The following is a 22,585-nucleotide window of genomic DNA, read 5'->3' on the forward strand; positions in this document are numbered from 1 at the left end:
ATCCGGCAATGCGGGATGCGGCGTTTGAGCATAACCGGCGGATGATGGACATGGCGCAGCTGCGCTATGAAGGCAAATGGGAAGGCTTGGCAGAAGGCATTGAGAAAGGCATCAAACAAGGCATTGAACAAGGTGTCGAAAAGCAACGATTAGAAACCGCAAAGGAAATGCTAAGAAATCATTGTAATGATCAGCTCATCCAGCTCTGCACCAAGATCAGCCTTCGACAACTGGAACAGTTAAAGAAAGAAATCGTTTCAGGTTTTAGTCAAACCGAGGACGATTCGGAGAAATCCCATCGGGCAAGCGACTAAAAAGAGGAAACTGATTCAAATGAAGTTTAATGAGTAGTATGATCTAAATCCTTGATCGGGCAGGAAATCTTTAAGGAGGCGGACAGCGTAATGAAGCGAATGAGCAATGATCCGGCAATGCGGGATGCGGCGTTTGAGCATAACCGGCGGATGATGGACATGGCGCAGCTGCGCTATGAGGGCAAACAGGAAGGCTTGGCAGAAGGCATCGAAAAGCAACGATTAGAAACCGCAAAGGAAATGCTGAGAAATCATTGTGATGATCAGCTCATCCAGCTCTGCACCAAGATCAGTGTTCAACAATTGGAACAGTTAAAAAAGGAAATCGTTTCCGGTTTCAGCCAGACTGAGGACTACTCAGAGCAATCGCACCTTGCAAGCGACTGATATCATCGGAAAGAAAATATGGCGGCGTTTGCCGCCTTTTCTATCTTTTCCTCATTTTTAGCTGAATAAAGAAGTCTGTCGGGTTTTTGCGGTCTTGATGTTTGTTCGGGAAAATCCTGTCCATACTAGCGGATAGACAGGAGGAATCGTGATGAGTACACAAGGCTATAAAGAAGCGTCCAAGCGGACCGCGCCCAAAAAGGGAACGTTAGGCAAGGCGTTGTGGGCGTTTGTCAGCGGCGGGGTGATGGGAATCATCGGTCAGGGTCTTTTGACGATGTATCAACAGCTGCTGGGCTTAGACGCTAAGGCCGCAGCGGGTCCGATGGTCATCACCGTCGTGTTTGTCACGGCGCTGCTGACAGGACTGGGCATTTATGATAAGCTTGCGCAGAAATGCGGAGCCGGGCTGTTCATTCCAATTTCCGGCTTCGCCAACTCGCTGACAGCCTGCGCAATGGAAGGCCGCAGCGAAGGACCAATTTACGGCATTGGCAGCACAATGTTCAAGCTGGCGGGATCTGTTTTAACCTATGGCATCGCCGCGGCGTATACGCTGGGCCTGCTGCGATGGGTGGTGTCGCTGCTATGAAGACGCTGCATTTTCAATCCGTCTTTGTCGGCGGCTGCGGGACGGCGGCGGGTCCGATGGAAGCTCAGGGTCCGTTAAAGGATAAAATTGACAAGCTGTTCGACGACATTTATTGCGAAGAGAAAACCTATGAACAGGCAGAGCGGCGGCTGATGTCCGAAGCCTGCGATCATGCGCTGCGCGCGCAGGGATGCAAAACCAGCGATCTCGATCTGATCCTGGGCGGCGATCTGCTCAATCAGCTGGGGACCAGTCACTATTTTGCCCGCGATCTTGATATTCCGTTTATCGGTTTGTATGGCGCCTGTTCCAATTCAACACTGATCGCCGCCAACGCCGCGATGTGGATCGACAGCGGTCACGCTGAACGGGTGCTGGGCTTAACCAGTTCGCACAACGCGACGGCGGAACGGCAGTTCCGCTACCCGAATGAATACGGCGTACAGAAACCGGAAACAACGACCTATACGGTCACCGGGGCGGGCGCGATGATCTTCCAGAACGAAAAAACGCCTGTCCGTTTGACGCAGGCCACGCTGGGACGGATTCTCGACTGGCAGTTCACCAATCCCAACGACATGGGCAGCGCGATGGCTCCGGCGGCCTTCGATACGATCTGTCGGCATTTTGAGAACACCGGGACGAGTTTTGACGACTACGATCTGATCGTCACCGGTGATTTGTCCAAAATCGGCCGAAGCATGCTGATCGATCTGTTCAAGCAAAAGGGCATGGATCCGCACGACAAGCTGATCGACTGCGGACTTCTGATCTATGACCGCGAACATCAGGAAGTGTTCGCCGGCGGCAGCGGCTGCGCCTGCAGCGCGGTGGTGACGATCGCGTATTTGTTCGATCTGTTAAGAACCAAAGCGCTGCATAAGATCATGGTCGTCGCGACCGGCGCGCTGCTTTCGACGGTGATCGTGCAGCAGAAGGAATCGATCCCGTGCATTGCGCATGCGGTTGTATATGAAGGGACGGTCGGTGAATGATGGAATATTTTGGCGCGTTTGTTGTGTGCGGCTTAATTTGTCTGGCCGGACAGCTGATTTATGATAATACCAATCTGACGCCCGGGCACATTACAAGCTTGTTCGTTGTGCTCGGTGCGTTCCTTGACTTTTTCAATCTCTATGACAAGCTGGTCGAATTCGGCCATGCCGGCGCGCTGCTGCCGATCACCAGCTTTGGCCATTCGCTGATGCATTCCGTTATGGACGGAGTGGCGCAGCAAGGCTTATTAGGGATTCCGCTGGGGATGCTGGATCTGACGGCAGCCGGGATTACCAGCGCGATCTACTTTGCGTTTTTAGCGGCGCTGATCTTTAAGCCGAAGCTATGACCGAGAAGACCCCGTTTTCAGCGGAAGCCTGGAAGAACGTTGACTGGCTGCGGCAGGCGACCGACTGCTTCGACCTGACGATCCGTTCAGTCAACGTCAACGACCGGCAATGCCTGCTGGTGTTTGTCGGCGGGGTTACCGGTACGACTTCAATCGAACCGATCGTTGAAAGTCTGGTCTTCGACAAAGGCAATCTGGCATTCTTTCCAGCCACGGTGACGCAGGCGGGCAGTCTGGAGGATGCGCTCGACAAGATCCTGCAAGGCCAGACTTTGGTCATTCTGGAAGGCAGTGCCTATGCGTTTATCGTCGATACCCGCTCCTACCCAACCCGCGGGCCGAGCGAGCCGACGGTCGAGAAAAGTATCCGCGGCGCGCGCGATGGCTTCATTGAACATATCATGCTGGATTTGGGCATGGTGCGCCGGCGGATCCGCGATCCCAAGCTGGTGACAAAGGCTTATCAGAAGGGCAGCCGGACGAAGACCGATATCTTTGTCTTATACATCAGCGATCTGATTCATCCCTCGATCCTGCACGATTTCCAGAATCGGATCGACCATCTGCCGACCAACGCGGAGGTGACCAGCGAACGCCAGCTGTGCGAGCTGATGTATGGCCAGACGTGGAATCCTTATCCGCACGTGCGCTATACCGAGCGTCCGGATATCGCGGCGATCCATCTGCTTCAGGGTTCGCTGATCGTGCTGGTCGATAACTGTCCTTCGGCGGTTATCCTGCCGACGACCTTTTTTGAACAGACCAAGCAGATCGAGGAATACACCCAGACACCTGTGATCTCGCTGGTCATGCGGGCGATCCGGCTGGCCGGGGTGTTCTGTTCGATCTATCTGCTGCCGTTGTGGATGGTGCTGGTCATGCAGCACAATCCGACGCGCCTGAACCTGCCGCTGCCGGAAATCCCCGGACCGATTACGTTTGGCGTGCAGGTCTTGATCGCGGATCTTTTGATCGAGTGGATCCGGCTCTCCCTGATTCATTCGCCGTTGATGCTTTCCAGTCTTCTGGGCATCGTCGCGGTGTTTGTGCTGGGCGACGCGCCGATTGCGTATGGCGCCTATACGCAGGAGATCCTGATTATGACGGCAATCGTCAACATCGGTAATTTTGTGACCGCCGGCTATGAGCTGTCGATGGCGAATAAGATCGTGCGCCTGGCGCTGATCGTGCTGGTTGTGATCGGCGGTTATCCGGGTTTTCTAATCGGGATCCTGATTCATCTGATTCTGCTTTTACAAACCCAGGTCGGCCCGTTTCCTTATCTCTATCCGCTCATTCCGTTTAACGCCAGGGAATTCAAACGGCTGTTCTTCGGCAACTTCACGATGGATAAGAAATAAAATCTAGTGCTGAAAGCCACTTTTTGTTATAATGAGAAACAAGAGGTGGTTTTTTGTGTCGTTTACAGTCGCTGTGAATCAGTTTGAGGGACCGCTCGATCTGATGCTGCATCTGATCAAGGAGAAGGAGCTGGATCTGTTTGATCTGGATATCCATGTCCTGACGGAACAGTATCTTTTGTATCTGAATAAGATGGAAGAAATGCATTTGGAAGTGTGCAGCGAATATCTTGTCGAACTGGCGACGCTGATCGAATACAAAAGCAAGAAGCTTTTGCCGAAGCAGGAAGCGGAACTTAACGACGCCTATGAGGAAGATCCGAAGGACCGTCTGGTCCGCCGGTTATTGGAATATCAACAGTTTAAGGAAATCAGCGAGCAGCTGAAGCAGCTGTATCTGGACCGTCAGTGTCAGCTAAGCAAGCCGGTCTCGATCGAATCGGAGGAATGGATCAAAGCCAACGACAATCAACCGGTTCAAGGCAGTCCGTATGAGCTGGCAAAAGCGATGACGCGATGTCTACGGCGGATGCAGCTGTTAAGGCCGATTGAAACGAAATATACGGCGAAGGAAATTTCCGTTGAGGACCGGATCCTGCAGATCACGGCGCGGCTGGCGGATTTGCCGGAAACGTTCAGCTTTGAACGCTTGCTGGAAGACTGTCATGAAATTCATGAAACGATCGTCACATTTCTGGCGATTCTGGATATGGCGCATTCGCATCAGTTGTATTTTACAGTGGATGATGCGGATACGATCTGGTTTAGGAGGGGGGCTTAATCATGGAAAATCAGGCGATGACAATCGTCGAGGGCTTGTTGTTTATCGTTGGCGACGAAGGGCTGACGCTGCCGCAGTGCGCGGCGGTGCTGGATGTCAGCGAAAGCGAGGCGCGGCTGGTGCTGGAGGATTTGCAGCGGATGTATGCGGATGATCAGCGGGGGATTGAGGTTGTCGATTATGGCGGAGTGTTCAAATTTGTCTCCAAAGCTTCGATTCATCCCTATGCGCAGAAGCTGTTTGCGAATGCCAAGAGTACGGCCCTTTCTCAATCAGCGCTGGAAACCCTGGCAATCGTTGCCTACAAGCAGCCGATCACCCGCGTGGAAATTGAAGAAATCCGCGGCGTGGGCTGCGATATGATGCTGCGCAAGCTGCAGGCGCGGGGGCTGATTCGGGAAGCGGGACGTTCGGAAGCTCCGGGACGGCCGATTTTGTTTGAGGTAACGGAGGAATTTATGGACAGCTTCAAGCTGGTCAGTCTGAACGAGCTGCCGGAACTGCCGGATTATACGGAAAGCGAAAGCGAGGATCTGTTTGAATAGATCCTTTTTTCATCTTTAAACCTTTTTAGTTTAAACCGTGCCGTTTTCGCAGCTTGAAATTAAACTGCCGGAAAATCACCTCGGAAAATCTTTCCTTTTGGGAAAATCAGGCGAATTCAACATTCTTTCATGAAAGAGGAATTGCACTTCGGTCAAAAGGTTGTAAAATAAAGAAGGCAGGTGAATGCGATGAAAAAAAGCTTAGGTTTGCTCCTGTCGTTGTGTTTGGCCGGCTGCGCTGGGCAGCCGGTGGATTCTTCCGCCCTTATGAAGGAAAACACGACGCCGAAAGGGTGTCTTTGTTATAGAACCATCACGGATTTTGATTACAGCCAGCCACTGGCTGAAACCGCGCCGGTCTCGGACGACTTCTTTTCCGACACTGCGTTTTTAGGCGATTCGCGGGCTGTCGGCGTTTTTGACTACGAGGTTTTTCCGCAGTCGGACGTGCTGGCGTCGATCGGCTTGTCGATCAATCAGTGGCAGATCAAAAAGGTGATCGGGGAAGGAAAAGAGAAACAGACCGTATGGGAGCTCTGGAGAATAAAACTTACCGGCGGTTGGTTCTGATCGTCGGCTACAATGAACTGGGGTGGGAATACAGCTCGGTTTTTAAACAGAAACTGGGCAGTTTGATCGACGGATTGCGCGAAGTCCAGCCGGACGCTACGCTGCTGCTTCAGAAAATTTATCCCTGCAGCGCCAAGGGCTATGCCCGGGAAAAAGACGTCGCGCCCGAAAGAATCGCCGAATATAACGCGATCTTCACTGAGCTGGCACAGGAAAAGCAGATCTATCTGCTTGATCCGGCCCCGCTGCTGATGGATGAAAACGGCGAGCTGCGGGAAGAACTGACGGCCGACGGCGTGCATTTGAACACCGAAGGGTTCGCCATCTATAAGGACTATATGAAAACGCATGTGGAGGAAGGAAAGAACAATGAAAAAATGGAGTGTATTGATCTTGACGGCGCTGATGATCACAGGCTGTCAAAGCCCGGCCAAGCCGAACGCGAAGAGCGTGGCGGAAGTGATGGAACAGCTGAGCCGGAAAGCGGATCCTGAACAAACGCTGGTCGACGTCGACGCCGATCAGATCGACGCGTTTTATTTCTTCGCTCCGGACGAAGTGCTCGATCAAAAGATGAAAATGGCGGCGGATACCCGCGCTGATCAGATCGCGGTGTTCGAGGTCAGCCATCCCGACGAAGCGCGGAAAGTGATCGAATCCAGTTTAGCGGCAATGCAGCAGCAGAATGCCAACTACTTCCCGGAAGAAGCGGCGAAGTTGGAAAAGGCTTGTATTTTAAACGAGGGCGCGGTGTTTGCGGTCGTCGTCGGCGAACAGGCTGATGCGGTGTGCAGCGCAGGTCTGGAATAAAGAAGGGAGGCGGAGCGATTGATTTGTTCGGCAGACAATCTGGTTAAAAATTACGGCGCGGATCCGGTTCTGGATCATGTCAGCCTGGTTATCAATGAAAAAGAAAAATGGGGCATCGTTGGTGTTAACGGGGCTGGGAAATCAACGCTGCTGCGTTTGATCGCCGGGCTGGAAGCGCCGGATGACGGAACGGTCACGCTGGTGCCGGGCAAAAGGATTTCCTGTCTGGTACAGCAGCCGCAGCTGGATCCGGAGAAAACCGTCTTGGAAACCGTGCTGGAGAGCGCGGAGAAAAAAGATGAGGTTCAGGAATATGAAGCCAAGTCGATCCTGACCCAGTTAAAAATGAACGACATGAGTCAGAAGGTGGGCACGTGTTCCGGCGGTCAGCGCCGCCGTGTGGCGCTGGCCTGCGCCTTGATCCGGCCGTGCGACCTGTTGATCCTGGACGAGCCGACCAACCATCTTGATCAACAGATGATTCTGTGGCTGGAAAAGCGGCTGATCAAGTCGAATAAAGCGATGCTGATGGTCACGCATGACCGTTATTTCCTCGACCGTGTCACCAATGCGATCTTGGAGGTGGAGGCTGGACATGTTTATGCCTATCAGACAAATTATTCCGGCTTTCTGCAGCTGAAAGCGCAGCGTGAGGAAATGGCCCGGGCCAGCGAGCGCAAGCGGCTGGCGTATCTGCGCAAAGAAGCCCAGTGGATTCAGCGCGGGGCGATGGCCCGTTCAACCAAAAGCCGGGAGCGTATCGAACGTTTTGAAAAGCTTAGCGCGATTGAACGGATTCAGGATCCTGATCAGCTCAAGCTCGGCTCGCTGAGTTCCCGATTGGGCAATACGACGATCGAGATCTGCAATCTGTCCAAGGCGATCAATGGTCAGCCGCTGATCACGGATTTCAGCTACATTGTCCGCCGGCATGAGCGCTTAGGCATTATCGGCCCTAACGGCTGCGGAAAAAGCACGCTGATGAAGCTGCTTGCAGGTCAGCTGCAGCCCGACGCCGGGAAAATCATCGTCGGCGAAACAGTGCGGATCGGCTATTTTTCCCAGGAGCTGGAGGAAATGGATCCCGATCAGCGGATCATTGATTATGTCCGTTCGATCGGCGAGGTGATCGACACGCCGGACGGGCAGGTGAGCGCTTCGCAGATGCTGCAGCGATTCTTATTTGATCCGAAGCAGCAATGGCAGCCGATCGGCAAATGCTCCGGCGGTCAGAAACGCCGGCTGGGCTTATTGGGGATTCTGATGAAAGCGCCGAACGTTCTGCTTTTGGACGAACCGACTAACGATCTGGATATTCCGACACTGATGCTTCTGGAAGAATATCTCGACGATTTCGGCGGGGCGGTGCTTTCCGTCAGTCATGATCGCTATTTCCTCGACCGCACCTGCGACCGGTTGTTGATCTACGAAGGCCAGGGACGGCTGAGCTTCAGCAACCTGAGCTATACCGATTATCTGGAGCAGCAGACGGAAGCGGAACAGGCTAAGCCGCGGGAAACGACGGTCCGCGTCAAGCCGAAAGTCAACCGGCTGACCTATATGGAAAAGAAAGAGCTGGAGGAAATTGAAGCCCGGCTGCCGGTGCTGGAACAGGAAATTCAGGCGCTGGACGTCAAGCTGGGGCAGACGGCAGACTATGCTCAGCTCAAGACGTTGGGCGAGCAGCGGGAGGCGGCGGAAAGCGAGCTGGAAAGCAAAACTGAGCGGTGGATGGAGCTGAGTGAAAAACTATCCTGAAATCCTTAAAAAAAAGCTTAAAAAATCATTGTCAAGCAAGGGGAAGAAGTGTATTATATACCTGTAAATCTGATAGCAGTCAGGTTTGCATTACTTGTATAGGTGTCAAATTTCGGCTGACACGTATCTACCCACTGGCCTATGTGTGGACTACAAGTAACCTTTTCCCCCATTTTTATAAATGAGCAGTCAAGGTGAATGCCGAGGTTGACCCTAAAGGAGGAACTCTTTATGAAGAAAGGACCGAATCAGGCGCAGACTTCATTTTAGGAGTTTTTCAGTGCATATTGTGGATACAATATGTTTTTTATTTTGGCGAGGGTAATTGAGAGAAAAGGAAGGATATTGCATGGAAAAGCAGGAAATGATGTACGAAGGCAAGGCCAAGCAGGTCTATGCTACCGATGATCCAGAGCGGGTGATCATCCATTACAAGGATGACGCGACAGCGTTTAACGGATTGAAGAAGGACAGCATCAGCAACAAAGGCGTGCTCAACAACAAAATCACGACGATCTTGTTTCGCGAACTGAATCACCGTGGAATTGCGACGCATTGGGTAGAAACGCTGAACGATCGGGATCAGCTGTGTAAGAAAGTCAGTATCGTTCCGCTGGAAGTCATCGTCCGCAACGTCGTTGCCGGAAGTATGGCAAAGAAATTTGGAATTGAAGAGGGGACTGTGCTGAAAACGCCGGTCTATGAAATCTGTTATAAAAACGACGAGCTGGGCGATCCGATGATCAACGATACCCATGCCGTCGGTCTGGGTTTTGCGACGCGCGGGGAGCTGGACCAGATCTATGCGATCACCGCGCAGGTCAACGAAGTTCTGAAAGAAATTTTCGATCAGATCAACGTCCGCCTGATCGACTTCAAACTGGAATTCGGCAAGGACAGCGAAGGACGGATATTGCTGGCGGATGAAATTTCGCCGGATACCTGCCGGTTCTGGGAAAAAGGCACGGACAGAAAACTGGATAAGGATCGTTTCAGAAGAGATATGGGCGACGTCATCGGCGCTTATGAGGAGATATACGGCCGTTTGAGCCAGTGGGTGAAGACAAAATGAAAATGGAAAACGAATATTTTTTAAACGGTAAGATTCATGAGGAATGCGGTGTGTTCGGCGTATATCATGTCAGCTCGGCCGCCTCGCTGTCCTACTTTGGCCTGCACGCGCTGCAGCATCGCGGTCAGGAAGCGGCCGGGATTGCGACCAGCGACGGACAGAACATCAAGTGCATCAAGGGCAAGGGCCTGATCACGGAAGTGTTCAACACTGAAACGATCAACAAGATGGACGGCATCCATGCGATCGGCCATGTCCGGTATTCGACCGACGGCGGCAATGAGATCGAAAACGTGCAGCCGATCATGGTCCGCGCACATACCGGGCATTTCGGGGCCGTGCATAACGGGCAGATTGTCAACGCCAGCGAATTGAAAGAAGAACTGGAAAATCTGGGCAGCATCTTCCAGGGCAGCAGCGACAGCGAGATCATGCTGCATCTGATCCAGCGGGAAGCGGGAACGTTCGTTGAGAAAATCATGGGCGCCTGCCGCAAGATGGAAGGGGCGTTCGCGTTCATCATCATGACCAAGGACTGCATGTATGCGGTCCGCGACAAGAACGGTCTGCGGCCGCTGTCGCTGGCATTCCTTGAGGATGGCTACTGCATCAGCTCGGAAACCTGCGCGTTTGATATCGTCGGCGCGAAATTCATCCGCGATATCGAACCGGGCGAAGTCGTAAGAATCGCCAGCGACGGCGTTAAGAGCTTTCATTATACAGATCAAGTTCAGCACAAAATGTGCGCGATGGAATACATTTATTTCGCCCGTCCGGACAGCAGCATCGAGGGCATCAACGTCCATACCAGCCGCCGTCACGCGGGGATGCTTCTGGCCAAGAGCGATGACGTCGAAGCGGATATCGTCATCGGTGTGCCGGATTCCAGCCTCTCGGCCGCGATCGGCTACAGCGAAGCCAGCGGTCTTCCGTATGAAATCGGTTTGATCAAAAACCGGTATGTCGGCCGGACCTTCATTCAGCCGACCCAGAAACAACGTGAACGCGGCGTGCGCATGAAGCTGAGTGCGATCAGCAGCATCGTCAGCGGCAAGCGTGTCGTCATGGTCGACGATTCGATCGTGCGCGGTACGACATCCCGCCGAATTGTCCAGCTGTTAAAGGATGCCGGGGCAACGGAAGTGCATGTGCGGATCGCCTCCGCGCCTTTCAGCAGTCCATGCTTCTACGGCGTCGACACTTCGACGTATGAAGAATTGATCAGCGCGCGGATGAATGTGGACGAGCTGTGTACTTACATCAATGCCGATTCGCTGAAATTCATGACGATTGAACAGATGCGTGAGGCCATCCCGACGCGGGATCTGTGCGTCTCATGCTTCAGCGGCCAGTATCCGACCGCGCTGTTCAGTTTCCAAAAAGTGATTAAACAGAAATAAAAGGAGGAGTGTTATGTTAGACCGTTATTCCCGTCCTGAAATGCGGGCGATCTGGAATGAGGAGAGCAAGTTCGGCGCGTGGCTGAAAGTCGAGCTGCTGGCATGCGAGGCCTGGAGTCAGCTGGGTGAAATCCCGGCGGAGGACGTAGCGAAGCTGTGGCAGAACGCCTCGTTTGACATCGACCGGATCTATGAAATTGAAAGTGAAACCAAACATGACGTCGTGGCGTTTACTCGGGCGGTTTCCGAATCGCTGGGTGAGGAACGGAAGTGGGTACATTACGGGCTGACCTCCACCGACGTCGTCGACACCGCTTATGGCTATCTGTATAAACAGGCCAATGAAATTCTGCGGAAAGATCTGCATCGGTTTCAGGATGTTCTGAAGGAAAAAGCGCTGCGATATAAGGATACGATCATGATGGGCCGAACCCATGGCGTCCATGCGGAAATTACGACTTTCGGCTTGAAATTCGCGCTCTGGTTTGAAGAAATGAACCGCAACCTGCAGCGATTTGAGGAAGCGGCGGCAATGGTGGAAACCGGGAAGATTTCCGGCGCCGTCGGTACGTTTGCCAACACCCCGCCGTTCGTTCAGGATTATGTCTGTGAAAAGCTGGGGATTCATTCGGCGAAAATTTCGACACAGGTGCTGCAGCGCGATCGGCATGCGCAGTATTTTGCGACGCTGGCCCTGATCGCAACCTCGATCGAGAAAATGGCGACGGAGATCCGGCATTTGCAGCGCACGGAAGTCCGTGAAGTGGAGGAATACTTCAACAAGGGACAGAAGGGCTCCAGTGCGATGCCGCATAAGCACAATCCGATCGGTTCGGAAAACATGTGCGGCTGTGCCCGGATTTTACGCGGTTACATGATCAGCAGCTACGAGGATGTCGCATTGTGGCATGAGCGGGATATCTCGCATTCCAGCGCCGAGCGGATCATCGCGCCGGATGCAACGGAACTGCTCGACTACATGCTCAACCGGTTTACGCGGATCATTGACACGCTGACGGTGTTTGAAGACAACATGCGCGAGAACATTTATAAGACCTACGGCGTGATCTTCTCACAACGGTTTATGCTGACGTTGATTGAAAAGGGAATGTCGCGGGAGGAGGCTTATGACCTGGTCCAGCCGAACGCGAATAAATCCTGGAATGAGAAAATTGATTTCCGTTCGTTAATGGAAGCAGAACCGCGGGTAACGGCATTGTTAAGCAAGGCTGAAATTGACGACTGCTTCAATCCGGCCTATCATCTGAAACATGTCGATGATATTTTCAAACGTGTCGGTCTGCTTTAAGCGTGTAGTGAAAATGAATTGAATTTGAAACCTGGATCTTGAAAACAGAGAATCCAGGTTTTTTTATACTCTGTCCCCTGCGCGCAGCTGCAGAGTTTAAAGTGTTGGTAAATCCTTTCCAATATAGAAAGGAGGTCCGGCAGCCAGCGTCAATATAGAGAAAAAATTGTCAGATCAATGACGGAAGCCGTTTATTGTAGACAACACGGAAAAAGTAAATTCCATCCTTATCGTTTTAAAATATCAAGCAGACTTACCCGCAACAAACTGAAGGTGGATGCAGGAAAGCTTATAAGCATGTGGTTATGTCTGCGAAATAAACTGAATATTTTTCATAGGGAATGAACCTGCGTTTTTAGCCTAAATCGGCACACTGTTAGAAAAAAGATATCGAATTTCCAGCTTCGGCTGGGCCGGCGTCAAAGGAACGGGAAAGAATTGCCATAGTATGGGTTGAATGAGAACTCTCATTCTGAAAGCAGGTGAAGATGATGAACGATGATCGAAGACATTATGCCTCAAGCCCAATCGACTGGCAGGAGGAAGAAGATGCTCGTTCCTGCCGTCCGCCGCGTCCGCGTCCGGGGTGCTGCTGCACCGGCCCAACCGGTCCGCAAGGTCCGCGGGGCTGTCCGGGTCCCCAGGGTCCGCAGGGCCCTCGTGGCTGCCGGGGACCAGAAGGTCCGCAAGGTGAACCTGGGCCAATCGGTCCTCAAGGGGTAACCGGAGCCCGAGGTCCGATCGGTCCGCGTGGATATCCGGGTCCTCAGGGTCCGCAGGGAGAGCCGGGACCGATGGGACGCCCTGGCAATACAGGGGCAACCGGTCCGCAGGGGCCGCGGGGATTCCAGGGAATTCCAGGCCCGACAGGATCACGGGGACCGACAGGAGCTCAGGGCCCGATCGGCGCCCAAGGTCCGCAGGGAATTCCTGGGGATACGGGGGCAACTGGCCCCATGGGTCCGCAGGGGCCGCGAGGATTTACCGGGGCAACCGGTCCGACAGGGCCGCAAGGTCCAATGGGAAATCCGGGAATTCAGGGGCCTGTGGGTCCAACCGGTCCAACCGGAGCCGCCGGAGCCACGGGTCCGCAAGGCCCGCAGGGAATTCAAGGCCCGATGGGAAATACCGGAGCTCAAGGCCCGCAAGGACCACAAGGTCCTCAGGGTCTCGCAGGCGTTACCGGTGCGACAGGTCCAACCGGCCCAATCGGCCCGACGGGGGCAACCGGTCCGCAAGGTCCGCAAGGGTTTGCCGGCGTTACCGGTGCCACGGGTCCGCAAGGCGTCGCAGGTCCTGTTGGCGCCACCGGTCCGCAGGGACCACAAGGATTTATTGGCGTCACCGGTCCGATCGGTCCAATCGGCCCAACGGGTCCGACAGGCGTTACGGGAGCTACTGGCGTGACAGGTCCTTCTGGTATTCAAGGTATTACAGGGCCGACGGGACCAACCGGTCCAATCGGCCCAACGGGTCCGACCGGTGCTACGGGAGCCACAGGTGCTACGGGTCCTTCAGGTATTCAAGGCATCACCGGTCCGACGGGCCCAATCGGTCCAACTGGGGCCACTGGCAATATCGGAGCCGGCGGTGCGACAGGCGCTACGGGTCCAATCGGCCCTACAGGTCCAACCGGTGCGACGGGTCCAACGGGTCCGACTGGCGCCACGGGAGCTACAGGCGCAACTGGAGCTACCGGTGCAACTGGCGCTGATGGTGCTCAGGGATTAGCAGGAGAACCTGGTCCAATCGGTCCAACGGGCGCAGATGGGGCGATGGGTCCAACCGGTCCAACTGGGGCCGATGGGGAAATGGGTCCAACCGGTCCAACGGGTGCCACCGGTGCAGGCGGGGGCGGCGGTCTGCTTTATTATGGCGGACGCTATAACAAGACGGAACAGACATTATTCTTAAATCCGAATGTGCCGGAAAGAATTCCGCTCCCTCTGCTGATGCCGATCAATGGTGTGGGAACCGGAATGGCGGATAGCATAACAATCGAACATTCAGGTATTTATGAGATCAACTATATGTTCAATGGCTCTTCTTCTTTAGGTACTGAAGTTTCGCTTGAAGTAAGACGAAATGGAGCTCCGATTGACAGTACGGAGGTAACGCATTTATTGGCCGTTGGGGTAGAATCCATTTATTCTGGCAGCGTCATTGAACAACTGTTTGCCGGGGATGTCCTGGAACTGATCGTTTATGCGCCTTATGCTTTAAATTTGACGCTGGGCGTTGGCGTAGCGGCGACGTTAACCGTAAAGAAACTGGATTTGGACTTTGTAGAAGAAGAATAAATAATAAGTTTTGAGTATCGTTAAGCTTTTGCTTGAAGAATAAAACGGGAAGATAAATTTGATTTCAGGTGCTTTATAAACAACCGGTCTGTCAGCCCTCACTGACAGCCGGCTGTTTTTTTGAAAAAACAGATTTGTGTTAGGCTGACACAAAGCCGGTTCCGCATTAAAAACATAGAATGACGGTGATCGAAAGAAGGTGACGCAAATGAAAAACAGAGATTATGCTTCATCTCTGGATTGGGATAATCAGAATCATTCTTGCGAATGTTCCGGCTGCTGCCCGGGGCCTCGAGGACCTAGGGGGCCGCGGGGATGTCCGGGTCCCGTCGGTCCGCGCGGTGAATGTGGACCGCAGGGATATCCGGGAATGCCGGGACCGGAAGGAGAAAGAGGTCCAGCCGGTCCGCAGGGAGAACAAGGTGTTCCGGGAAGACCGGGACCTGCCGGTCCTCAAGGCCCTCTTGGCCCACAGGGTATTCCCGGCCCGACAGGCCCTCAGGGGATACAAGGGCTTACCGGGGCAACAGGACCGACTGGCAATCCCGGACCGCAGGGAATTCCTGGCCCGACAGGCCCTCAAGGGATACAAGGACTTACCGGGGCAACAGGACCAACAGGGAATCCCGGACTGCAGGGAATTCCTGGCCCAGCCGGTGCAATGGGAAATACAGGCCCGACGGGTCCTCAAGGCAATCCAGGACCTGTCGGTCTACCCGGCCCAACGGGTCCTCAGGGGATACAAGGACTTACCGGGGCAACAGGACCAACAGGGAATCCCGGACCGCAGGGAATTCCTGGCCCAGCCGGTGCAATGGGAAATACAGGCCCGACGGGTCCTCAAGGCAATCCAGGGCCTGTCGGTCTACCCGGCCCAACGGGTCCTGCCGGTCCTCAGGGTATTCAGGGACCGATGGGCAATCCTGGAATAACGGGTCCGCAAGGTCTCTCCGGAGTAACGGGAGCGACGGGGCCGACAGGTCCTCAGGGCATTCCAGGAGCCCCGGGCCCGACGGGTCCCCAGGGAATACCAGGTCCCACAGGACCAACAGGGGCTCCCGGCGAAACTGGCGCAACCGGAAATCCCGGCCCTACCGGTCCGGCAGGGCCTATTCCCGATAATATTTTTGCTTCGTTTGTAAACTTCGGTGCGCAGTTTGCTAACGGTGCGCTGATTCCAATGAGTCAGTCGATCGCGGATCCGACCGGCAACATTACGTTGAGCGAACCGACACGGGTGACGCTGGCCGCCGGTTTTTATAAAATTGATTATCAAGTTTCAGCGTTGACGATGGCGCCGACTTTTATCCAGGTAACTCCGTTTTATAACAATGCGGCACACATTGAATTCGGTATTTATTTTATGACGGCCCTCGAACGATCCAGTGCTTTCGGCGCGGTATCCATGATCATCGACGTCCCGGCCTCAACTTCATTTACGCTGACGTTCAACGCTGCCCAAACCGTCACGGAATGCACGCTGACAATGACCATTGTAAAATTACGCAGAACTCAAAGCTGACGCACAAAGGCCGACACCCCTTGTCCGTTGCGTTCATGTTGAACCATAACGCGCTGCGAATGACATGGGGTAGGAGAGTGAGAATGGAAAAGGAGATCAGGTATGATTACAATCAGTTTGTGTATGATCGTTAAAAATGAAGAAGACGTTTTGGATCGCTGTTTAAGCAGCGTTGCAAGAGCCGTGGATGAAATGATTATTGTGGATACAGGCTCGACCGATCAAACTCGTGCGATTGCCGCTCGTCATCAGGCTGAAATTTATGATTTTCCCTGGATAGATGATTTTGCGGCAGTCCGGAATTATTCCTTTGATCAGGCCAGTCAGGATTTTATTCTCTGGCTGGATGCGGATGACATCGTGCCTGCGGATCAGCTTGAAAAACTGCTTGCGCTGAAACAAACGCTGGACGAGCGCTGCGATATGGTCGTCATGCAGTATCGGACAGCCTTTGACAGCGAAGGCCGGCCCACGTTCAGCTTTCCTCGGGAACGCCTGATCCGGCGCGGCGCACATCTGCGTTGGCAAGGCGCGGTGCATGAAACAATCCCCTTTGTTCCTCGTCGTTATGTCAGTGATATCGCCATCGAACATCATAAGGTGCATTGTGCAGATCCGCAGCGTAATCTGCGGATTTTGGAAAAATTAAAACAGGCGGGCACGTTGGATATCCGCCAGCGGTACTATTACGCGCGGGAACTGGCTGATCATCAGCGCTATGAAGAAGCTTTGGCAGAATACGAAATGTTCCTGAACGATCCTGCCGGCTGGTCAGAAAATAAGATTGACGCCTGTTTGAGCATGGCCCGCTGCTGGCACGCCTTAAAGCAAAGGCAAAAAGAATTTTCAAGTCTGATCCAGGCCCTGCGTTATGCACCTCCGCGCGGAGAAATCTGCTGCGGACTGGGACGTTATTTCTATCTGGAAAAAAATTGGGAATGTGCTGTTTTCTGGTACAAGCTGGCAACAACACTACCTTTGCCCTTGGATCGGGGTGGTTTTGTCAATCTCGACTGTTATGGCTATATTCCCTGGATCTGGCTGTGCTGCTGCTATGATCAGATGCAGAAATGGGATGAAGCCTGGCAGGCTAACGAGAAGGCGGGCGCCCTGAAGCCAGCCGACGCTTCTTATCTGCATAACCGCGCCTACCTGAATCATAAGCGGGGAATGGGCCAATCCTGAAAGTCAGCGGGAAATCAATTTTAGATCAACCTCGGTTCTTTTGTGAACGGAGGTTTTTCTTGCGAAACACAAAAAATCTCTTCGGTGCAGTCGTTTTATTATTCCACAGCTTTCAACTTGTGAAAGTCTGCGCTATATCTGCGCAAGGTAAGTAAAAGTTACCGAAATTGTTCGGAAGATTAAGAAAAGAGAGTAGAAATTGAACGCGTAAATGACTATAATAAACCTTGGCTGTTTTAAATATAAGGATGACAGGAGGGGCGAATCAATGGCAGAAGTTATCCGGCAGGAGAAAAAATATCTGATCACGCAGAGTCAGCGGATCCAACTGCAGCATCAGTTCAGCGCGATGATCAAACCCGATCCGCATAACGGGACAGAAGGCTACCGGGTGCGTTCGCTGTATTTTGACACGCTTAACGACCGTGATTTTCAGGAAAAAGAGGATGGCGTGGAACGGCGGCGGAAGCTGCGCTTACGTGTTTACGATCCTCAAGGAGATTTTGCATTGCTGGAAATCAAGCAGAAGGAAGGCGCTTACCAACGCAAACGCTCGATGAAGCTGACGCGAAGCCAGGCCGAAGCTTTGATCCAGGGGTATCCGGAAGCGTTGTTGGCATGTTCCGATCCTTTTGCCGCGGAGTGCTATGGAATGATCCGGGTTCAGCTTTATCGGCCGAAGACGATCGTTGAATATCAGCGGCTGGCGTTGATTGGTTCGGAGAACAATATCCGGATTACTTTTGACCATCAGATTCGGGCGACGGAAGGATGTTTCCATCTGTTTGATCCAAAGCTGAGCCTGGTTCCGGTTTTTCCGATGGCGCAGGCGGTGCTGGAGGTGAAATTTAATCACTTTCTTCCCTCCTATATTCAACGGGTGATCCAGGTCTGCGATCGCAGCGAACTGGCCGTCAGCAAGTATGCGCTGGCCCGGCGAATCAGCCATTCCGTCGTTTTTTAGTCAACAAAAGAAAAGGGGAGAGTTTATGAATCAGTTTTTGTACGACCTGATTTCACAGGTGGATCAGATCAGTCTGTTTGCGTTGTTTCTACATATTGCGATGAGCGCGCTGATCGGCCTGGTGATCTATTTGTCCTACTGGCTGTCGCACACAGGAACGATTTACAGTAAAAAATTCAACGTTTCGTTAGTAACGCTGACAATCCTGACGGCGACCGTCATGGCGATCATTGGCAACAACATCGCGTTGTCGTTAGGGATGGTCGGTGCATTGTCAATCGTGCGCTTCAGAACTGCGATCAAGGACAGCCGCGATACGGTCTACATTTTCTGGACGATTGTCGCAGGATTGGGCTGCGGCGTGGGCGATTATGTAACCAGTGCGATCGGCAGCGCGATTGTTTTCATCGTGCTTTTAGCGCTGGGCCGGATTAAAAATGACAACCGGATGCTTTTGATCATCCGCGGTGCGCGTTCAACAGAACGGCAGATCGAAGGCGTGGTTTTTAACTACTTTAATCAGAAAGCAATTCTGCGGGTTAAAAACACAACACCGGATACGCTGGAATTGATCTATGAACTGCCGCGCAGCAGTTACCGGCAATCGTTGAAAAAAGAGATCAGTGTGACTGACGCTCTGTATCAGGTTGAACACATTGAATATGTGAATGTCGTCGCTCAGGATGACGATATCAGCAGTTAGCCGAGGCCTCAGCGATGAAGCGGAAATTATTCCTGCTGGGATTGTGTTTTCTGATCGTCGCGGTTGCCTTAACGGTGCAGACGCTGACGCCGGAAAATAAGGTCCGAATTATACAGCACCGCCAGTCTGCGGCTTCCTCCCAGGTGTGCGAAGGAACCGCATCCACGGAGTTTTGTACGCATTTGCCAATACTGAAGTTAAGCACGCGGGCGCAGGCGGTTCCAGGGGAAGATCACAGTCATGAACGGAATCTGGCGGAACTGACAGTCTGGGATGGAAGCGACGGTAACCGGCTGAGCGACGAGCCGACGTTGTCAACCCTGGCAGCGATTCGTTACCGCGGCAATTCCAGTTTGCATTTTGATAAAAAGTCTTATTCCATCGTCACCATGAACGACGATAGCAAAAAGAAGAAACGTTCGCTCTTAGGCATGGCGGCGGACCAGGAATGGGTGCTGAACGGTCCGTTTCTGGACAAGACGCTGATGCGCAATTATATTGCGATGAACATTGCCGGACAGATTATGGACTATGCGCCTAACGTCCGTTATTGCGAGTTGTTCGTTGACGATGAGTATCAGGGCGTCTATCTCTTGATGGAACAAATCAGCCGCTCGAAAGATCGGATTAATGTGACAGAAATCAATGAAAAATTGCAGAAAACCGGGTATATCGTGCGGCTGGACCGTGAAAATGCGGATCCGAAGCAGCTTGACGTGTTTACTGATTATACCTATATTCTGGACATCAGCCAGGCGATGGACGTGAAATATCCCGGTATCGGAAAACTGACAGAACCGTTGAGAGCTTATATTGAGCGGGATCTCGGGGAAGTCGAAAAAGCGTTGTATTCGTTTGATTACGATTCCCGGGAATTTGGCTATCGGCAATTATTGGACGTAGATTCATTTGTCGATTATTTCATCATCAACGAATTTTTCCGCAATATCGACGCCGGCAGTTATTCGACGTATTTGTATCGCAGTCTGGGCGGCAAGGTAGGAATCTGCGTCTGGGATTTCAACAACATGCTGGATAATTATCAGGATATCGAATTGCCTGTCGACGGTTTTTCCATGCCGGATAAGACCTGGTTTTTTATGCTGTGCAAGGATGAGGATTTTATTGAGCGTGTGATTCAGCGGTATAAACTGCTGCGGCAGTCGGTGTTAAGTGAAGAATCGTTATTGACGTTCATCGACGAAACGCAGCAATATCTGGGCCCGGCGATTGATCGAAATTTTGAAGTCTGGGGTTATACGTTTGACCGTCCGCATCAGTTGGAAGCGGATCAAAATTGGCAGACCGGCGATCAGGCAGGCGCGATTCTGAATGAGATCGACCGCAATTATCTGCGTCCGTTGTCACGGAATCCACATAACTATGAAGAAGCTGTCGCGCATATGAAAGCTTATTTAATCGCAAGAGGAACATGGCTGGACGAACATATCGACAGTCTGCGTCATTATGCGCATGAATCCGTCAATAAAAAATACAACCATTAAAAAGGAGGCTGTCCGATGAAAAAGTTTATTATTACCGTCAGCGTCCTGCTTTGTCTGTTTCTGGCTTTCCAATGGTTCGATTACCGTTACGGGTTGAACTGGCAAACCTCAGAGCGGCCGGCTGAGATTATAGCGAAGACGGCGGGGCGGCAGATTTTAATCCGGGAATCGGAAGGATATGAGCCATTTGAGATTCGCGGCGTTGACCTGGGTGCGGGAATTCCCGGTTATTTTGCAACGGATTACAAGGTGGATAAGGAAACCTATCTGCGCTGGTTTGATTTAATTCAGCAGATGGGCGCCAATACGATCCGGGTTTATACAATCCTGAATTCCGATTTCTACAACGCGTTCTATGAATACAATCAGGGGCGGGAAGAACCGTTATATCTGATTCACGGACTGTGGGTCAATGATTATGTGCAATTTTCTCACCGGGATGCTTATGATCAGGCTTTTTTAGGAACCTTTTTAGAAGATGCCCGAACTTTGATCAATATCCTGCATGGCAGGCAGATGTTCTCTCTGGGATATGGCACGGGTTCCGGTTCTTATCATCATGATGTTTCGCCCTGGGTGATCGGCTATATCCTCGGGGTGGAATGGGAGCCTACAACCGTGGCGTTTACAAACCAGCGGTATCCGGATATGGCTTATCATGGAGAATATTTCAGCACAACGCCTGAAGCAAACGCGTTTGAAGCAATGCTGGCGCAAGTCGGCGATACGCTGGCCCGCTATGAGGATCAGCGCTTCCATTGTCAGAAGATGATCGCGTTTTCCAACTGGCCGACGACCGATCCCTTTGACTATCCGGATCTGATGAAGAAAATGTTTGAGAAATTTGCTTCGGTCAACGTCGAACACATTGCGGTCCAGCCTGCCTTTCAGGCCGGACAATTCGCTTCCTATCATGTCTATCCCTACTTTCCGGATTACCTGGGCGTGATGAACCGCTATGAAATCGGCGACGCCATGGATATCACGGACCAAAGGGGTGAACAAAATTCTTATTATGCTTATTTAAAACAGCTGGCGGACTATCATACGATGCCGGTGGTCATTGCCGAGTTCGGCGTTCCCAGCTCGCGGGGGCAGGCAAAAAAAGAAAGCCGGGGCCGCAGTCAGGGCGGACTGAATGAAACAGAACAGGCGGAAGCTCTGGTTTCATGCTATGAAGATATCATGGCTTCCGGCTGTGCCGGCTCGATTGTATTCAGCTGGCAGGATGAATGGTTCAAGCGGACCTGGAACACCATGGCGCATGTCGATCTGACAAAAACGCCATTCTGGAGCGATGTTCAGACGAACGAACAGTTTTTCGGCCTGTTGGCGTTTGATCCGGGGAAGGAGCGCAGCGTCAGTTATCCGGATGGCGATCTGGAAGAATGGCAGGACATGGAGCCTGTTTTGGAAGCAGATGCGCTGCGGCTGTACGCGCAATATGATGAAAAGTATTTGTATCTGATGATCGAAGGTGAAAATTATAACCCCGTCGCAGACCGGTTATCGCTGGGATTGGATATTACGCCGAAATCCGGCAGTTCCACTGTGCTTGGCACAGCGCTGAACTTTGATCAGCCGGTTGATTTTTATCTGATGATCCGGGGAGATCAGGCCGAGATTCAGGTTCAGGAACGCTATGAAGTCCTCAACGCTGTTTCTGGATCCCTGGTTTATGGGGAAGATCCGTTTCTGGACCCGCCGGCTAAGGACAGTCCGGTTTTTAAGCCGATCCAACTTATTCTGCAGGATGTATCCCGCTATCAACTTGGCTTAAGCAAGGTCCGGGAAATGCCGGCAACCGATCCAACGGGAATTTTGAAGCGCGGCAACGGCAATCCGGAAGCTGCGGATTTTAATTCCCTGACAGATTATTGCTTTGCGGAACACGCGGTGGAACTGCGGCTTCCGTGGGAGCTGTTGAATTTTTCCAATCCGAGCGAAATGCAGATTCACGATGATTACTACGAAAAATACGGCGTCGAAAATCTGACGATTTCCTCAATCCAGATCGGTGCGACGACAAAATATCAGGGAGAAGTTGCAATGGGCAGAATCCCGTTAAAAGGATGGGGCCGCAAGGTGACCTGTCACGAACGATTAAAAGAAGCATACTGGCGGATGCAGCAGGTCTGGGCGCCGAAGTAAGGAGCGGATAC

The 22,585-nt window shown here is 52.5% G+C and carries 22 protein-coding genes, 1 pseudogene and 1 riboswitch; all 23 genes and pseudogenes read left to right on the forward strand.

All coding sequences use genetic code 11. The annotated features are described in order from the left end of the window. Positions 1-314, forward strand: a pseudogene (locus I2D94_RS11045) (hypothetical protein); the annotation flags it as partial. 90 nt (positions 315-404) lie between these two features. Next, positions 405-701: a hypothetical protein gene (locus I2D94_RS11050; protein ID WP_195396931.1), complete on the forward strand. Its 297-nt coding sequence runs from the start codon at positions 405-407 to the stop codon at positions 699-701. Positions 702-852: 151 nt separating this feature from the next. Continuing rightward, complete coding sequence (locus tag I2D94_RS11055) at positions 853-1,293, forward strand: SpoVA/SpoVAEb family sporulation membrane protein (RefSeq protein WP_072684511.1); 441 nt, start codon at positions 853-855, stop codon at positions 1,291-1,293. Further along, complete coding sequence (spoVAD, locus tag I2D94_RS11060) at positions 1,290-2,288, forward strand: stage V sporulation protein AD (RefSeq protein ID WP_195396933.1); 999 nt, start codon at positions 1,290-1,292, stop codon at positions 2,286-2,288. The genes I2D94_RS11055 and spoVAD overlap by 4 nt, the downstream gene beginning before the upstream one ends. Further along, entirely contained in the window at positions 2,288-2,638 is a 351-nt protein-coding gene (spoVAE, locus tag I2D94_RS11065) for a stage V sporulation protein AE (protein ID WP_039865245.1), read from the forward strand. The genes spoVAD and spoVAE overlap by 1 nt, the downstream gene beginning before the upstream one ends. Beyond that, positions 2,635-3,999 carry a spore germination protein gene (locus I2D94_RS11070; protein ID WP_195396934.1) on the forward strand — a complete coding sequence of 455 codons (1,365 nt, stop codon included), beginning with the start codon at positions 2,635-2,637 and terminating at the stop codon, positions 3,997-3,999. Before spoVAE ends, I2D94_RS11070 begins: the two co-directional genes overlap by 4 nt. A gap of 55 nt (positions 4,000-4,054) precedes the next feature. Beyond that, positions 4,055-4,780, forward strand: a complete 726-nt coding sequence (locus I2D94_RS11075; protein WP_072684508.1) for a ScpA family protein — start codon at positions 4,055-4,057, stop codon at positions 4,778-4,780. A 2-nt stretch (positions 4,781-4,782) separates the two neighbouring features. After that, complete coding sequence (gene scpB, locus I2D94_RS11080) at positions 4,783-5,325, forward strand: SMC-Scp complex subunit ScpB (RefSeq protein ID WP_072684507.1); 543 nt, start codon at positions 4,783-4,785, stop codon at positions 5,323-5,325. 189 nt (positions 5,326-5,514) lie between these two features. Beyond that, positions 5,515-5,895 (forward strand): hypothetical protein, encoded by a 381-nt coding sequence (locus I2D94_RS11085; RefSeq protein ID WP_195396935.1) that lies wholly within the window; start codon positions 5,515-5,517, stop codon positions 5,893-5,895. Further along, positions 5,853-6,389: a GDSL-type esterase/lipase family protein gene (locus I2D94_RS11090; RefSeq protein ID WP_195396936.1), complete on the forward strand. Its 537-nt coding sequence runs from the start codon at positions 5,853-5,855 to the stop codon at positions 6,387-6,389. The genes I2D94_RS11085 and I2D94_RS11090 overlap by 43 nt, the downstream gene beginning before the upstream one ends. Beyond that, positions 6,358-6,705, forward strand: coding sequence for a DUF4358 domain-containing protein (locus tag I2D94_RS11095; RefSeq protein ID WP_195396937.1), 348 nt, complete (start codon positions 6,358-6,360; stop codon positions 6,703-6,705). The genes I2D94_RS11090 and I2D94_RS11095 overlap by 32 nt, the downstream gene beginning before the upstream one ends. Positions 6,706-6,723: 18 nt before the next feature. Beyond that, complete coding sequence (locus I2D94_RS11100) at positions 6,724-8,463, forward strand: ABC-F family ATP-binding cassette domain-containing protein (protein ID WP_072684504.1); 1,740 nt, start codon at positions 6,724-6,726, stop codon at positions 8,461-8,463. A 74-nt stretch (positions 8,464-8,537) separates the two neighbouring features. Beyond that, positions 8,538-8,636: riboswitch (purine riboswitch) on the forward strand. A gap of 176 nt (positions 8,637-8,812) precedes the next feature. Beyond that, on the forward strand, positions 8,813-9,535 hold the full coding sequence (purC, locus tag I2D94_RS11105) for a phosphoribosylaminoimidazolesuccinocarboxamide synthase (RefSeq protein WP_072684503.1): 723 nt from the start codon (positions 8,813-8,815) through the stop codon (positions 9,533-9,535). Further along, a complete protein-coding gene (gene purF / locus I2D94_RS11110; RefSeq protein ID WP_083538524.1) occupies positions 9,532-10,935 on the forward strand; it encodes an amidophosphoribosyltransferase in 1,404 nt (467 codons plus the stop codon). The genes purC and purF overlap by 4 nt, the downstream gene beginning before the upstream one ends. A 13-nt stretch (positions 10,936-10,948) precedes the next feature. Beyond that, the gene (gene purB, locus I2D94_RS11115) at positions 10,949-12,244 is read left to right on the forward strand and encodes an adenylosuccinate lyase (protein WP_072684502.1); all 1,296 of its coding nucleotides are present in this window, start codon (positions 10,949-10,951) and stop codon (positions 12,242-12,244) included. Positions 12,245-12,732: 488 nt separating this feature from the next. Continuing rightward, on the forward strand, positions 12,733-14,544 hold the full coding sequence (locus I2D94_RS18585) for a hypothetical protein (RefSeq protein WP_195396938.1): 1,812 nt from the start codon (positions 12,733-12,735) through the stop codon (positions 14,542-14,544). A 224-nt stretch (positions 14,545-14,768) separates the two neighbouring features. Then, positions 14,769-15,476, forward strand: a complete 708-nt coding sequence (locus tag I2D94_RS18310) for a hypothetical protein (RefSeq protein WP_304607857.1) — start codon at positions 14,769-14,771, stop codon at positions 15,474-15,476. A 248-nt stretch (positions 15,477-15,724) separates the two neighbouring features. Then, the gene (locus I2D94_RS18315) at positions 15,725-16,066 is read left to right on the forward strand and encodes a hypothetical protein (protein ID WP_229056866.1); all 342 of its coding nucleotides are present in this window, start codon (positions 15,725-15,727) and stop codon (positions 16,064-16,066) included. A 102-nt stretch (positions 16,067-16,168) separates the two neighbouring features. After that, a complete protein-coding gene (locus tag I2D94_RS11130) occupies positions 16,169-17,251 on the forward strand; it encodes a glycosyltransferase family 2 protein (RefSeq protein WP_195396940.1) in 1,083 nt (360 codons plus the stop codon). A 268-nt stretch (positions 17,252-17,519) separates the two neighbouring features. Continuing rightward, on the forward strand, positions 17,520-18,215 hold the full coding sequence (locus I2D94_RS11135; protein WP_083538522.1) for a polyphosphate polymerase domain-containing protein: 696 nt from the start codon (positions 17,520-17,522) through the stop codon (positions 18,213-18,215). 25 nt (positions 18,216-18,240) lie between these two features. Beyond that, on the forward strand, positions 18,241-18,918 hold the full coding sequence (locus I2D94_RS11140) for a DUF4956 domain-containing protein (protein ID WP_072684498.1): 678 nt from the start codon (positions 18,241-18,243) through the stop codon (positions 18,916-18,918). 14 nt (positions 18,919-18,932) lie between these two features. After that, positions 18,933-20,423, forward strand: coding sequence for a CotH kinase family protein (locus I2D94_RS11145; RefSeq protein WP_195396941.1), 1,491 nt, complete (start codon positions 18,933-18,935; stop codon positions 20,421-20,423). Positions 20,424-20,438: 15 nt separating this feature from the next. Beyond that, positions 20,439-22,574 carry a hypothetical protein gene (locus I2D94_RS11150; protein WP_195396942.1) on the forward strand — a complete coding sequence of 712 codons (2,136 nt, stop codon included), beginning with the start codon at positions 20,439-20,441 and terminating at the stop codon, positions 22,572-22,574. Positions 22,575-22,585 lie beyond the last annotated feature (11 nt).

Origin of the sequence: Holdemania sp. 1001302B_160321_E10 (assembly GCF_015552275.1) — a bacterium.
Classification (GTDB): Bacteria; Bacillota_I; Bacilli_A; order Erysipelotrichales; family Erysipelotrichaceae; genus Holdemania.